Here is a 13,456-nt window from a genome sequence, read left to right on the forward strand (position 1 = left end):
ACGATCGTCGAGGTATGCCGATGCGGCGGCCATTCATTGCCGGAAATTGGAAAATGCACGGGTCGCGTACGGAGAACGCGGAGCTGATCGAGGGCCTGCTGCTGGGCATGCCCGCGGAAGCATCCGTCGAGGTCGCCGTGTGTCCGCCGTTCGTGTACCTGTGGGAAGCGGCACGACTGCTGAAATCCTCGAGTATCGCCCTGGGCGCGCAGTCCACCTGCGCTGAAGCGGTCGGTGCGTTCACGGGTGAGGTGTCGGCGGCCATGCTGAAGGATGTCGGCTGCCAGTATGTCATCGTGGGACATTCGGAACGGCGCGCGCTGTACAAGGAAGACGATGCGCTGGTGGCCCGTAAGTTCCTCGCGGCCCGGGCTCAGGACCTGACGCCTATACTATGTGTGGGCGAGACGCTGGAAGAGCGCGAGCAGGGCCTGACGGATCAGGTCGTTTCCCGTCAGCTGAATGCAGTGCTGGACGTGGCGGGGGTTGCAGCCATGGGCACGGCGGTCATCGCCTATGAGCCCGTATGGGCGATCGGCACCGGCAAGAACGCTACGCCGCAGCAGGCTCAGGAAGTGCATGCGCACATCAGAGCCGAAGTCGGCGCGCGAGATGCTAATATCGCGGCCGGCGTGCGGATCCTGTATGGCGGCAGCGTAAAGGCGGCGAATGCGCGCGAAATTTTTTCGATGCCGGACGTCGATGGCGGCTTGATCGGCGGAGCCTCTCTGGCTGCCGATGAGTTTCTGAAAATATGTGCAGCTGCGCCGGCCGCTTGAGTGTGCGTGCTGACGCATACGTCCGGGCGGTATTATCGCCGGAATAAACTATGAGCTGGATACACACGGCAACGATCATATTTCATGTGCTGCTCGCAGCGGGCATCGTTGGCCTGGTGCTGCTGCAGCGAGGCAAGGGCGCCGATGCGGGGGCAGGTTTCGGCGCAGGCGCTTCGGGCACGGTGTTCGGTGCGCGCGGATCAGCCTCCTTTCTGACCCGCATGACGGCGACACTTGCGGCATTGTTCATCGCGACCAGCCTGTTTTTGGCCTATCTCGGCGGACAGACCCCCGAGGCGCCCAGAAGCGTGATCGATCGCGTGCAGTCGTCCCTGGAGTCGCCGCCGATCGATCGAGTGCCGAATGCTTCGCAGCTGCCGGATGCGTCACCCGATACGTCTGAAGATCTGCCGGCCTTGCCGGTGTCGGGCGACGGCACCGCGAAGAACTGAGCGAGGTGCGAGCGACGGCCTTGGCCGTCGAAGCTCAGGGTCTCGAATGATATTCGTCGCGCCGGCTGCCTGCCGACGGCTGGCGAGCGGGGTTCGAGACGAGTGCGCATATGTATAGAGTGCGGATGTGGTGGAACTGGTAGACACGCTACCTTGAGGTGGTAGTGGAGCAATCCGTGGAGGTTCGAGTCCTCTCATCCGCACCAGTTTTTCAGGCGCTTCGGTAGTCTGCCTTTCGATCTTGGCTGGACCTCGTGCCGAGGGTACAGCCAAGCCGGTTGCGACCCGCTTAAGCGGCAACCGCCTTGAAAGCAAGGCACTCGGAGAATTGCGTAGGGAATTGCGTAAAAGCCATATTCTCGGCACTGAATCTGCTTCGGAAGGCTTACCGCACGTCGCCCTCCTGATACAATGCGCGCCCGCCACCTGACCCTGGCGTGGTGAAGTCGCAATGATGCTGCAGAACTATGTACCCATTCTCATCTTCCTGGGCGTAGCCACCGGCCTGGGCGTGGTGCTCGTCGCACTGGGTTTCCTGTTCGGTCCGCATCGCCCGGATGCCGAGAAACTATCCGCTTACGAATGCGGATTCGAGGCGTTCTCCGAATCGCGCATGAAGTTCGACGTACGTTATTACCTCGTGGCGATCCTGTTCATCGTATTCGACCTGGAAATCGCCTTCCTGTTTCCCTGGGCCGTATCGCTTGATGCCACCGGCATGCTGGGATTGGCCGCAATGGGCGTGTTCCTGCTGATCTTGATCGTCGGCTTCGTGTATGAATGGAAGAAGGGGGCGTTGGAATGGGATTGACGGCACCTACGGCGGAGACGTCCGACGCGGCGGTCGCGCAGCGTGGGTTCATGACGACTACGCTGGATGCCATCGTCAATTGGGCACGCACCGGCTCCATGTGGCCGATGACCTTCGGATTGGCCTGCTGTGCAGTCGAAATGATGCATGCCGGCGCGGCACGCTACGACCTCGATCGCTTCGGCATCGTGTTTCGGCCCAGTCCGCGCCAGTCCGACGTCATGATCGTAGCCGGTACGCTGGTGAACAAGATGGCGCCGGCCTTGCGCAAGGTATACGACCAGATGCCTGAGCCGCGTTGGGTCGTCTCGATGGGCTCGTGCGCCAATGGCGGCGGCTACTATCACTATTCCTATGCGGTCGTACGCGGCTGTGACCGTATCGTTCCCGTGGATGTCTATGTGCCGGGCTGTCCCCCGACCGCCGAGGCGCTGCTCTACGGCCTGCTGCAACTGCAGAACAAGATTCGCCGCACCAGTACGATCGCCCGTTAAGGCTTCGCCGATGACTGAACGCACCGAGACACTGGCCTCGAGAGTGGGGGCGCATTTCGCCCAGCGGCTCACCGCGCTGCCGGCGCTGCCTGGCGAACTTGCCTATGAAGTGAATGCGGCGGAACTGCAGGACATCTGCCGGGAACTGCGTGATCATCCCGACTTTGCGTTCGAGCAGCTGATCGATCTGGCGGGCGTGGATTATCTGGAGTATGGCCGCGACGAATGGAATACAACGGCAGCGACCGCCACCGGATTCAGCCGCGGTGTGAATCGCATCGGCAAGAAAGACCCCGAGCCGATCACCAGACGTTTCGCGGTCACTTATCAACTGTTGTCGGTGAGCAGGAATGTGCGCCTGCGTCTGCGCTGTTTTGCGAGCGAGGGCGAACCGCCGCTCATCGATTCGGTCGTCGGCATCTGGGCATCCGCCAACTGGTATGAACGAGAAGCCTTCGATTTGTTCGGCATCCTGTTCAAGGGACATCCCGATCTGCGGCGTATCCTGACGGACTATGGCTTCATCGGCCATCCATTCCGCAAGGATTTCCCGCTGATCGGCAATGTCGAGGTCAAGTACGACGTTGCCAAGGGACGCGTCGTTTATCAACCGGTGACCATCGAGCCGCGTACGCTCGTGCCGCGCGTGATCCGCGAGGACAATCGCTACGACGCCGAGCTCAATGACGTGCCTGCCGGATTTCAGAAAGAGGCCGAGTATCGTGGCTGAGATTCGGAATTTCACCTTGAACTTCGGTCCGCAGCATCCGGCGGCGCACGGCGTGCTGCGCCTGGTGCTGGAGATGGAAGGCGAGGTCATCCAGAAGGCTGATCCGCATGTGGGGCTGCTGCACCGGGGCACCGAAAAACTGGCCGAATCCAAGCCGTTCAATCAGTCGATCGGCTACATGGACCGGCTGGACTATGTGTCCATGATGTGCAACGAGCATGCCTACGTACTGGCGATCGAGAAACTGCTTGGCCTCGAGCCGCCGCTGCGGGCGCAATACATCCGCGTGATGTTCGACGAGATTACCCGCCTTCTGAATCATCTCATGTGGCTGGGCGCGCACGGGATCGATATCGGCGCGATGACGGTATTCCTGTACTGCTTTCGTGAGCGTGAAGACTTGATGGACTGCTATGAGGCGGTGTCGGGAACGCGCATGCATGCCACGTACTATCGGCCGGGCGGCGTGTATCGCGACCTGCCGGACACGATGCCCAAGTACCAGGCCTCCAAGTGGCGTTCGCAAAAAGACGCTGATGCCTTGAACGAACGCCGCAGTGGCGGTTTGCTGGATTTCATCCAGGATTTCACCGCGCGCTTCCCCGCGGCCATCGAGGAGTACGAAGATCTCCTGACCGACAATCGCATCTGGAAACAGCGCACTGTCAATGTGGGGGTGGTTCCCCCGGAGCGTGCGCTGCAGTTGGGCTTCTCCGGGCCGATGCTGCGTGGCTCGGGTATCGAGTGGGATCTGCGCAAGAAGCAGCCTTACGAAGTTTATGACCGGATGGATTTCGATATCCCGGTCGGCACGAACGGCGATTGCTACGATCGCTATCTGGTTCGCATCGAGGAAATGCGCCAGTCGAACCGGATCATTCGCCAATGTATCGATTGGCTGCGAGCCAATCCCGGACCGGTCATGCCGATCGATCACAAGGTCTCTCCGCCCAGCCGCGTCCAGATGAAGAACGACATAGAGTCCCTGATTCATCACTTCAAGCTATTCACCGAAGGCTATTGTGTGCCGGCCGGCGAGACCTATGCCGCAGTGGAGGCTCCCAAGGGCGAGTTCGGGGTCTATCTGATATCGGACGGCGCCAATAAGCCGTACCGCCTCAAATGCCGCGCACCGGGCTTTGCGCATCTGGCCTCGATGGAAGAGATGGTCAAGGGCCACATGCTCGCGGACGTCGTGGCGGTGATCGGCACCCAGGACATCGTTTTCGGGGAAATCGACCGGTGAGTGAACTTACGAGTAATGACACGGCCGATATCGGCGGCTCGAACGGCGAAAGCGGTGCCGCATCGCATCGCGCCGAACTGCCCGAGCATATTCGTCAAGAAATCGATCGCTGGCTGAAGAAATTTCCGGCGGATCGTAAGCGTTCCGCAGTCATAGCGGCCTTGCACGCCGTGCAGCACGAGAAAGGCTATCTGACGCAGGAACAGATGGATCAGGTCGCCGACTATCTGGAATTACCACCGGTCCAGGTCTACGAGGTGGCGACGTTCTATTCCATGTTCGAGACCAAACCGGTCGGTCGTCATCACATCTCCGTATGTACGAACATTTCCTGCATGCTGCGCGGCGGAGACGAGATTCTGGCGCATGTCGAAAAACGCCTGGGTATCAAGGAAGGGGAGAGCACCGCGGACGGACGGTTCTTCCTCAAGAAGGAAGAGGAGTGCCTGGCGGCCTGCAACAACGCGCCCATGATGATGGTGGATCACGTGTATCACGAGAATCTCACCCCTGAGAAGGTCGACGCCATCCTGGACCACATGGCGAAGTCCGCGGGACACGACACCTGAGGTGATCAAGACGATGCGCGGGAGTCGCCGAATTCGGCGATCCGAGGTTCCGGGTGGAAAGCCGGCCGGAAACGAGTAGCCAGAAACGAGCAATGAGCGAGAAATACCCCCAAAACCTGGTTTGCTTCGAGCCGCTCGGCAAAGAGCGTTCATGGGAGCTTGCCACCTATCGCAGCATCGGCGGCTACGAAGCGTGGGAGCGCATTTTGCGCGAACGCACGCCGCGCGAGGAGATCATCGAGGCACTCAAGGCCTCGGGTCTGCGCGGTCGCGGCGGCGCCGGCTTTCCGACGGGCGTGAAGTGGAGTTTCATGCCGCGCAATTCGCCTGGGCAAAAGTATGCGGTCTGCAATTCGGATGAAAGCGAGCCAGGCACCTGTCATGACCGCGATATTCTGCGCTACAACCCGCATGCCCTGATCGAGGGGATGGCTATCGGTGGTTATGTAATGGGAGCCACCATCGGTTACAACTATATGCGCGGCGAGTTCATGGCCGAACCCGTGCCGCGCTTCGACGCCGCGTTGCGTGAAGCCTATGACGCAGGCCTGCTCGGCAAAAATGTGCTGGGTTCGGGTATCGATTTCGATCTGTATTCTTTCGTCGGGGCGGGCGCATATATCTGCGGTGAGGAGACGGCACTGCTGGAATCCTTGGAAGGCAAGCAGGGCCGTCCGCGTTTCAAGCCGCCGTTTCCGGCCAACTACGGTCTCTACGGCAGGCCGACCACCATCAACAATACTCAAACCTACGCCTCGGTACCCACCATCCTGCGCAAGGGCGCGAATTGGTTCTCCAATCTCGGCGTGGCCAACTCCGGCGGCACTTTGATCTTCTCAGTGTCCGGCCATGTCAACAAGCCGGCGAATCTCGAGCTGCCGCTGGGAATTCCGTTCAAGGATCTGCTGGAGCTGTGCGGCGGCATGCTTGGCGGGCGCAAGCTCAAGGCTGTCATTCCCGGCGGATCCTCAGTACCGGTCGTGCCGGGCGAAATGATGATGGACGTGACCATGGACTATGACGGCTTGCGCAAGGTCGGTTCGGCCCTGGGTACCGGCGCAATGATCGTCATGGACGAGACCACCTGCATGGTACGAGTGCTCGAACGCATTTCACGTTTTTATTACATGGAGTCCTGCGGGCAATGTACGCCGTGCCGGGAAGGAACCGGGTGGATGAACCGGGTGCTCAAGCGAATCGTCGCAGGCAAAGGGCGGCAAGAGGATATGGATATGCTGGTGGAAGTGGCCAACAAGATCGAAGGTCACACGATCTGCGCATTCGGCGATGCCGCAGCATGGCCGGTGCAGAGTTTTATCAAGCACTATCGGCATGAATTCGAATACATGGTCGAGCATGGCCACAGCATGGTCGAGCGCGATCGGCAGAGCGTTGCCTGAGATGCCCAAACTGCAACTGGACTTGCCTATCTCGCCCGCCAAGCCGCGGCGCCGAAAGGCGGGTTGGAAAGAGACTGATGCATGAGTGACGATCTGGTCAATATCGAAGTCAACGGCGTGCCCATGAAGGCTCGCAAGGGACAGATGATCATCCAGGTCACGGATGTGCAGGATGTCTACATCCCGCGTTTCTGTTACCACGAGAAGCTCGCCATTGCGGCAAACTGCCGTATGTGTCTCGTCGAGGTCGAGAAGGCACCCAAGCCGCTGCCTGCCTGCGCTACCCCGGTGGCGGAGGGCATGAAGGTATTCACCAAGTCGCCGAAGGCCATCGCCGCGCAGCGCGCCGCGATGGAGTTCCTGCTGATCAATCATCCGCTGGACTGCCCGGTCTGCGATCAGGGCGGAGAGTGCGAATTACAGGATCTGGCGCTGGGGTTCGGACGCAGTATCTCGCGCTATACCGAGCGCAAACGGGTCGTGAAGGACAAGAACATCGGCCCGCTGATCTCCACCGACATGACGCGCTGCATTCATTGCACACGCTGCGTGCGTTTCACCCAGGATATCCAGGGTTACCAGGAACTCGGCACGATCGGCCGCGCCGAGATGACCGAGATCGGCACATATGTCCAGAAAAGCGTCGATCATGAACTGTCGGCCAACATCATCGATTTATGTCCGGTCGGTGCGCTGAACAACAAGCCGTTTCGCTATCGCGCGCGTGCCTGGGAAATGACCCAGCATCCGCTGGTATCCCCGCACGACGCAGTCGGCACCAATATCTATGCGCATGTGCTGCGCGGACGTGTGATGCGCGTGGTGCCGCGGGTGAACGAGGAAATCAACGAAACCTGGATCGCGGACCGAGACCGCTTCAGCTACCAGGGCATCTACAGCGAGGATCGGCTGCTCAAGCCGCTGCTGCGCGAAAACGGCGTATGGCAGGAAGTCGATTGGGAGAGCGCGCTGGAAAAGGCCGCCCAACGTCTGGGCCAGATCGTGAAGCGTGACGGCGCCGCGCAGCTCGGCGCGCTCGGCGCCCCCGGTTCGACCATGGAAGAACTGTATCTGTTGACGCGCATCGCGCGCGGTCTGGGCAGCGGCAATCTGGATCATCGCCTGCGGCGCAGCGATTTTCGCGATCAGGCGAGCGATCCGCTGTACCCGGGCCTGGGCTGCTCGATCGCTGAACTGCAGGAAGCCGGCTCGATACTGATCGTGGGATCGAATCTGCGCAAGGAAGTGCCGCTGATCGCTCATCGGGTACGCAAGGCGGCACTGGCCGGCGGCCACGTCGCATTCATCAATCCGCGCCGCTACGAATACATGTTCCCCGTGGCGGGCTACCTCGAGGCGGATGCCGAGCCCGACAGCCGGTCCACCGGCTCGAGCAAGGCTCCGGGGCTGCTGGCTCATCTGCTGGGCGTTGCCGCCGCGGCGGCCAGCGGCAAGACACCGCCGACATTGCTTGCCGGTCAAATCGAGAACCTGCAGCCTTCGCCGGAACAGCAAGCGATCGCCCGGCAATTATGCGAGGGTGAACGCCGTTTGATCCTGCTGGGCGCCATTGCCCAGCGCGACCCCGTATTCGCAGATCTGCGTCGCATCGCCGCTGCACTGGCGGAACTGACCGGTGCCACCCTGGGCTACTTGCCGGAGGGCGGTAACGCCGTGGGTGCGAGCCTGGCCGGCATGCTGCCGCATCGGGGTGTGGCAGGGCGGGCTCCTGATCCCGCGGGACTCGATATCGCCGGCATGTTTGCCGCGCACCTGAAGGCCTATATCGTATTCGGCGCGATCGAGCCGGTACACGATATCGCCTCGAGCGCAGCGCTGGAAGCGCTCAAGGCGGCCGAGTGTGTCGTGGCCTTGTCGCCTTACGCCAGCGCGAAGGAGTACGCGGATATCATTCTGCCGATCGGCACATTTGCCGAGACATCGGGTACCTACGTGAATCTGGAAGGCCGCTGGCAGAGCGTGCCCGGTGCGGCCTCACCGGTCGGCGAATCGCGGCCGGGCTGGAAGGTTCTGCGGGTGCTCGCGAATCTGCTGGACTTGCCGGGGTTCGACTACACCAGCTCGGAGCAGATCATCCAGGAACTGCGTGAACAGGTCGACCAGGCACCGGAGTTCATGCCGACCGCGGCAGCGCCGGACGCCGGCAAGACAGAATCCGGCCCCAAAGCATCCGCTGTTGACGCATCCGGATTGGATGTCGCCATTTACCAGATCGACGCCATCGTGCGGCGATCAAGCGCCCTGCAGGCCACGCGCGATGCTCGTGAAGCCGAGAGCGGGTTAGAGCGAGGGACTGAGGCGTGAATCTGGTGCCTGAATTTGCCGCAAGCCTGCTGGCCTTCCTGCCGGAGTGGATCCAGGCAATCGTCTGGTATGGCCTCGTCGCCGTGGTGCTGTCTATCAGCGTCATTTTGACGATGGCGTTCCTGACTCTGGCCGAACGCCGCGTGATCGGCTCGATGCAGGCGCGCATCGGACCGAACCGGGTAGGTCCGGGTGGACTGCTGCAACCGTTCGCGGACGTGCTGAAGCTGATGGTGAAGGAGATCATCATTCCATCACGCTCCAGCAAATTCCTGTTTCTCATCGCTCCGCTGCTGGCCTTGACTCCGGCACTGGCGACTTGGGCGGTCATGCCGCTGTGGCCGGGTTTCACGATGGCGAACATCGATGCGGCCTTGCTGTACATCCTGGCATTGACGTCCGCCGGGGTATATGGAGTCGTTCTCGCCGGCTGGGCGACGAATTCCAAGTATGCGTTTCTGGGAGCGATGCGAGCGGCGGCGCAGATGATCGCCTATGAGATAGCCATGGGTTTTGCGCTGGTCGGCGTGGTGATGGCCGCCGGTTCGCTGAATCTCGGGACCATCATCGAGGCCCAGCGCGGCGGCGTGTTCAGTTACTTCGTGTGGTGGCTGCTGCCGCTGTTCGTGGTCTATTTCATTTCAGGTGTCGCCGAGACGAACCGCGCACCGTTCGACGTGGTGGAAGGCGAGTCGGAGATCGTCGCCGGGCACCATGTCGAGTATTCGGGCATGGCGTTCGCTGTGTTCTTCGTCGCCGAATACGTGAATATGATTCTGATCGCGGCGTTGACCTCGGTGTTCTTTTTCGGCGGCTGGCTCTCGCCGTTCGAGGGCTATCCGGTGCCGGCCTGGCTGGCAGCGCCCGGCTTTTTCTGGTTCTTCGCGAAAATATCCTTCTTCCTGTTCTGCTTCCTGTGGTTTCGCGCGACGTTTCCACGCTACCGCTACGATCAGATCATGCGGCTGGGCTGGAAGGTTTTCATCCCGGTCACGCTCGTGTGGATCGCCGTCGAGGCCGTCTTCTTGATCTACAAGATCGGGCCATGGTCGTCCTGACGGTTTTTCCGCTACGGACGCGTTGAGAGTGCAGTCGTGAAAACACCAGCCAGCATCTTCAAGACATTCTTCCTGACCGAATTGTTCGTCGGGATGTGGGTGACATTGCGCCAGTTCATATTCCGGCCGAACGTGACCATTCTGTATCCCGAGGAAAAGACGCCGCAATCGCCGCGTTTTCGCGGGCTGCATGCACAGCGCCGCTATCCGAACGGACAGGAGCGCTGCATCGCCTGCAAGCTGTGCGAGGCGGTCTGTCCGGCGCTGGCCATCACGATCGAGTCGGATGTCTCGGCCGACGGCACGCGCCGCACGACCCGCTACGATATCGACTTGTTCAAGTGCATCTACTGCGGTTTCTGCGAGGAAGCATGTCCTGTCGATGCTATCGTCGAGACGCGGATCCATGAGTATCACATGGAGAACCGCGGTGAGAACATCATGACCAAGGACAAGCTGCTCGCCATCGGCGAGCGTTACGAAGCCATGATCGCGGCCGACAAGGCCGCAGATGCACGTTATCGTTGAAGGCACCATGTCGATCACCGAAATACTCTTTTACGCCTTTTCCGCGGTGCTGGTCGTCGCGGCGCTGGGCGTCATCACCGCGCGCAATCCCGTGCACGCCGTCATGTTCCTGGTCTTCGCATTTTTCAACAGCGCGGTCTTATGGCTGTTGATGGAGGCGGAGTTCCTGGCGATCGTGCTGGTGCTCGTCTATGTCGGGGCCGTCATGGTGCTGTTCCTGTTCGTGATCATGATGCTGGATATCGACGTCGCCGCCGTACGCTCCGGCTTCATGCGTCATGCGCCGCTGGGCATCCTGATTGCCGCGATCGTCATCGCGCAGATCGGCAGCGTCGTCTGGGTGAAGACACTCGGCCGTGAGCCGTCGCCGCCTGCCCCAAGCCTGGCCGTGGAGGGCTACAGCAATACGGCGGCGCTGGGTGAATTGCTGTACACGAAGTACTTGTACCCGTTCGAACTGGCCGCCGTGATCCTGCTGGTCGCGATCGTCGCCGCCATCGCGCTGACGATGCGCCGGCGTAAGAATCTGAAAGTTCAGGATATCGGTGCACAGGTCGCCGTACGGGCGCGCGACCGCATACGCATCGTGAAAATGCCTGCCGAGCCGCGTTTACCCAAGGCGCGGCCGGCATCGACGGAGCCCTGGTCATGATTCCACTGGAACACGTATTGATGCTGGCCGGTCTGCTGTTCGCGATGAGCGCGGCGGGCATTATCCTGAATCGCAAGAACGTGATTTTGCTGTTGATGTGCATCGAACTGATGCTGCTGGCCGTGAATTTCAATTTCGTGGCCTTTGCGCATCATCTCGGTGATCTGCATGGACAGGTCTTCGTGTTTTTCATCCTGACCGTGGCGGCCGCAGAAGCGGCGATCGGATTGGCCATCCTGGTAGTGCTGTTCCGCGAGCGCAAGAGTATCGATATCGAGCAACTCGACACCATGAAGGGCTGACGGGAAGGCGTGACGGCCCCGGTGACGACACTGGATGAACGACGACGCTGGATGAACAACGATAAGTTGGATACGCATTGATGATTTCCCAATCCACATTGCTGACGATCGTATTGGCGCCGCTGATCGCCGCTCTCGTCTCAGGCCTGGGCATGCGCCTCGTCGGCCGGATCGGTGCGCATTGCGTGACGATCGCCGGTGTCACGGTGTCTTTCCTGCTCTCGGCCTGGGTACTCAAGCTGCTGTTCATCGATGGGGCAGAGCCGGTGAACATGAGCATCTATACCTGGCTGGTCAGCGACGGTGTGCGTATGGAGGTCGGCTTCCTGGTCGATCGCCTGACGGCCCTGATGATGGTCGTGGTGACATTCGTCTCGTTGTGCGTGCATGTCTATACGATCGGCTACATGCACGAGGATCCCGGTTACCAACGATTCTTCGCCTATATCTCGCTGTTCACATTCTCGATGCTGATGCTGGTGATGGCGAACAACTTCATGCAGCTGTTCTTCGGCTGGGAAGCGGTGGGCGTCGTCTCCTATCTGCTGATCGGTTTCTGGTACACGCGGCCCAGCGCCATTTTCGCGAACCTGAAGGCCTTCCTGGTCAATCGAGTGGGTGATTTCGGTTTCGTACTGGGCATTGCCGGCGTGGCGTACTATTCCGGATCGCTGGACTATGCGACCGTGTTCGGCCAGCGCGAAGCGATCGCTGCCAATGTCATCCAGATCATTCCAGGCATGGAATGGCAGGCCGTCACCGTCGTATGTATTTGCCTGTTCATCGGCGCCATGGGCAAGTCCGCGCAGATGCCGTTGCATGTGTGGCTGCCGGACTCGATGGAAGGTCCAACGCCGATCTCCGCCTTGATTCATGCGGCGACGATGGTGACCGCGGGTATTTTCATGGTGGCGCGCATGTCGCCGCTGTTCGAGATGTCGGAAACCGCGCTATCGACCGTGCTGGTGATCGGCGCGACCACTGCGTTCTTCATGGGGTTGCTGGGCCTGGTGAACAACGACATCAAGCGTGTCATCGCCTATTCGACGCTGTCTCAATTGGGTTACATGACCGTGGCGCTGGGTGTGTCGGCCTATGCGGGCGCGATCTTTCACCTCATGACCCATGCCTTCTTCAAGGCGCTGCTGTTCCTGGCTGCCGGTTCGGTGATCGTGGCCATGCATCACGAGCAGGATATGCGCAAGATGGGAGGGCTGAGAAAATACCTGCCGGTCACCTACTGGACGGCGCTGATCGGCTCGCTGGCCTTGATCGGCTTCCCAGGTACCTCGGGCTTCTTTTCGAAGGATGCCCTTATCGAGGCGGTGCACGCCTCCAGCATTCCCGGGGCGGCCTATGCCTATGGATGCGTGCTGCTGGGCGTGTTCGTGACGGCATTCTATTCCTTCCGTCTGATATTCATGACCTTCCATGGAGCCGAGCGCTTTGCCGAGGTCCATCATGAGCCGCACGCTCATGATTCGCATGGCGGCGACCACGGTGGCAATCATGGCCATGACGGACCGCCGCGGGAGGCGTTCTGGTCGATCAAGCTGCCGCTGATCGCGCTGGCGATACCGTCGCTGCTGATCGGCGGTCTGACGATCGGCCCACTGTTATTCGGTGATTTTTTCGGTTCGGCGATATTCGTGCTGCCGCGGCATGATGTGCTGGGGCATCTGGCGCAGTCCTGGCATGGCGTGGCGGCTTTCGTGCTGCATGCGATGCGGGCGCCGACGACATATCTGGCCTTCGCCGGCGTGGCGGCCGCCTGGTACCTGTACATCAAGCGCCCGGACCTGCCGGCGAGAATCGCCGCAGTGGCACCGTGGCTGTATCGGCTGCTGATGCAGAAATTCTATTTCGATGAAATCTACCAGGCCGTGTTCGCGCGCGGCGGCCGCGGCCTGGGGACTGCTTTGTGGCGGGCTGGCGACGAGGCGTTGATCGACGGCCTCGCCGTCAATGGCTCCGCGCGTGCCGTCGGCTGGTTGTCGGTGGTCATGCGGCACATGCAGTCCGGTTATCTGTATCACTACGCGTTCGCGATGATCGCTGGATTGTCGGCACTGCTCGCGTGGTACGTGCTGCGCTAATCAACGTCTAACTA

Annotated in this window: 14 protein-coding genes and 1 tRNA gene; all 15 read left to right on the top strand. The window is 60.7% G+C overall.

Annotated features, from left to right (window positions below; genetic code table 11):
* The first annotated feature begins 20 nt into the window (after positions 1-20).
* The 15 genes from tpiA (at position 21) to nuoL (ending at position 13,442) form a co-directional block, all read left to right on the top strand.
* A complete protein-coding gene (gene tpiA, locus ACG33_RS06860; RefSeq protein WP_066922957.1) occupies positions 21-779 on the top strand; it encodes a triose-phosphate isomerase in 759 nt (252 codons plus the stop codon).
* A gap of 50 nt (positions 780-829) precedes the next feature.
* Positions 830-1,231 carry a preprotein translocase subunit SecG gene (gene secG / locus ACG33_RS06865; protein WP_066919833.1) on the top strand — a complete coding sequence of 134 codons (402 nt, stop codon included), beginning with the start codon at positions 830-832 and terminating at the stop codon, positions 1,229-1,231.
* Positions 1,232-1,352: 121 nt separating this feature from the next.
* A tRNA-Leu gene (locus tag ACG33_RS06870) sits at positions 1,353-1,437 on the top strand.
* A gap of 248 nt (positions 1,438-1,685) precedes the next feature.
* Positions 1,686-2,042, top strand: a complete 357-nt coding sequence (locus ACG33_RS06875) for an NADH-quinone oxidoreductase subunit A (protein ID WP_066922960.1) — start codon at positions 1,686-1,688, stop codon at positions 2,040-2,042.
* The gene (locus tag ACG33_RS06880; RefSeq protein ID WP_066919835.1) at positions 2,033-2,536 is read left to right on the top strand and encodes a NuoB/complex I 20 kDa subunit family protein; all 504 of its coding nucleotides are present in this window, start codon (positions 2,033-2,035) and stop codon (positions 2,534-2,536) included. The genes ACG33_RS06875 and ACG33_RS06880 overlap by 10 nt, the downstream gene beginning before the upstream one ends.
* A gap of 10 nt (positions 2,537-2,546) precedes the next feature.
* The gene (locus tag ACG33_RS06885; protein WP_066919837.1) at positions 2,547-3,266 is read left to right on the top strand and encodes an NADH-quinone oxidoreductase subunit C; all 720 of its coding nucleotides are present in this window, start codon (positions 2,547-2,549) and stop codon (positions 3,264-3,266) included.
* Entirely contained in the window at positions 3,259-4,512 is a 1,254-nt protein-coding gene (locus tag ACG33_RS16715; protein WP_066919839.1) for an NADH-quinone oxidoreductase subunit D, read from the top strand. The genes ACG33_RS06885 and ACG33_RS16715 overlap by 8 nt, the downstream gene beginning before the upstream one ends.
* 29 nt (positions 4,513-4,541) lie before the next feature.
* Positions 4,542-5,081, top strand: coding sequence for an NADH-quinone oxidoreductase subunit NuoE (nuoE, locus tag ACG33_RS06895; RefSeq protein WP_066922963.1), 540 nt, complete (start codon positions 4,542-4,544; stop codon positions 5,079-5,081).
* 92 nt (positions 5,082-5,173) lie between these two features.
* On the top strand, positions 5,174-6,481 hold the full coding sequence (gene nuoF / locus ACG33_RS06900) for an NADH-quinone oxidoreductase subunit NuoF (protein WP_083536518.1): 1,308 nt from the start codon (positions 5,174-5,176) through the stop codon (positions 6,479-6,481).
* 81 nt (positions 6,482-6,562) lie between these two features.
* The gene (gene nuoG, locus ACG33_RS06905) at positions 6,563-8,806 is read left to right on the top strand and encodes an NADH-quinone oxidoreductase subunit NuoG (protein ID WP_066919841.1); all 2,244 of its coding nucleotides are present in this window, start codon (positions 6,563-6,565) and stop codon (positions 8,804-8,806) included.
* A gap of 5 nt (positions 8,807-8,811) precedes the next feature.
* Positions 8,812-9,864 (top strand): NADH-quinone oxidoreductase subunit NuoH, encoded by a 1,053-nt coding sequence (gene nuoH / locus ACG33_RS06910; protein ID WP_066919843.1) that lies wholly within the window; start codon positions 8,812-8,814, stop codon positions 9,862-9,864.
* Between the two features lie 93 nt (positions 9,865-9,957).
* The gene (gene nuoI, locus ACG33_RS06915; protein ID WP_066922971.1) at positions 9,958-10,392 is read left to right on the top strand and encodes an NADH-quinone oxidoreductase subunit NuoI; all 435 of its coding nucleotides are present in this window, start codon (positions 9,958-9,960) and stop codon (positions 10,390-10,392) included.
* A 7-nt stretch (positions 10,393-10,399) separates the two neighbouring features.
* Entirely contained in the window at positions 10,400-11,044 is a 645-nt protein-coding gene (locus ACG33_RS06920) for an NADH-quinone oxidoreductase subunit J (protein ID WP_066922968.1), read from the top strand.
* Positions 11,041-11,346, top strand: a complete 306-nt coding sequence (gene nuoK / locus ACG33_RS06925; protein WP_066919845.1) for an NADH-quinone oxidoreductase subunit NuoK — start codon at positions 11,041-11,043, stop codon at positions 11,344-11,346. The genes ACG33_RS06920 and nuoK overlap by 4 nt, the downstream gene beginning before the upstream one ends.
* An 80-nt stretch (positions 11,347-11,426) precedes the next feature.
* A complete protein-coding gene (gene nuoL, locus ACG33_RS06930; protein WP_066919847.1) occupies positions 11,427-13,442 on the top strand; it encodes an NADH-quinone oxidoreductase subunit L in 2,016 nt (671 codons plus the stop codon).
* Positions 13,443-13,456 lie beyond the last annotated feature (14 nt).

Origin of the sequence: Steroidobacter denitrificans (assembly GCF_001579945.1) — a bacterium.
GTDB lineage: Bacteria > Pseudomonadota > Gammaproteobacteria > Steroidobacterales > Steroidobacteraceae > Steroidobacter > Steroidobacter denitrificans.

Coding starts and splice junctions, on each gene's coding strand:
- tpiA (WP_066922957.1), top strand. CDS start 21: ATGCGGCGGCCATTCATTGCCGGAAATTGGAAAATGCACGGGTCGCGT.
- secG (WP_066919833.1), top strand. CDS start 830: ATGAGCTGGATACACACGGCAACGATCATATTTCATGTGCTGCTCGCA.
- ACG33_RS06875 (WP_066922960.1), top strand. CDS start 1,686: ATGCTGCAGAACTATGTACCCATTCTCATCTTCCTGGGCGTAGCCACC.
- ACG33_RS06880 (WP_066919835.1), top strand. CDS start 2,033: ATGGGATTGACGGCACCTACGGCGGAGACGTCCGACGCGGCGGTCGCG.
- ACG33_RS06885 (WP_066919837.1), top strand. CDS start 2,547: ATGACTGAACGCACCGAGACACTGGCCTCGAGAGTGGGGGCGCATTTC.
- nuoF (WP_083536518.1), top strand. CDS start 5,174: ATGAGCGAGAAATACCCCCAAAACCTGGTTTGCTTCGAGCCGCTCGGC.
- nuoG (WP_066919841.1), top strand. CDS start 6,563: ATGAGTGACGATCTGGTCAATATCGAAGTCAACGGCGTGCCCATGAAG.
- nuoI (WP_066922971.1), top strand. CDS start 9,958: ATGTGGGTGACATTGCGCCAGTTCATATTCCGGCCGAACGTGACCATT.
- ACG33_RS06920 (WP_066922968.1), top strand. CDS start 10,400: ATGTCGATCACCGAAATACTCTTTTACGCCTTTTCCGCGGTGCTGGTC.
- nuoK (WP_066919845.1), top strand. CDS start 11,041: ATGATTCCACTGGAACACGTATTGATGCTGGCCGGTCTGCTGTTCGCG.
- nuoL (WP_066919847.1), top strand. CDS start 11,427: ATGATTTCCCAATCCACATTGCTGACGATCGTATTGGCGCCGCTGATC.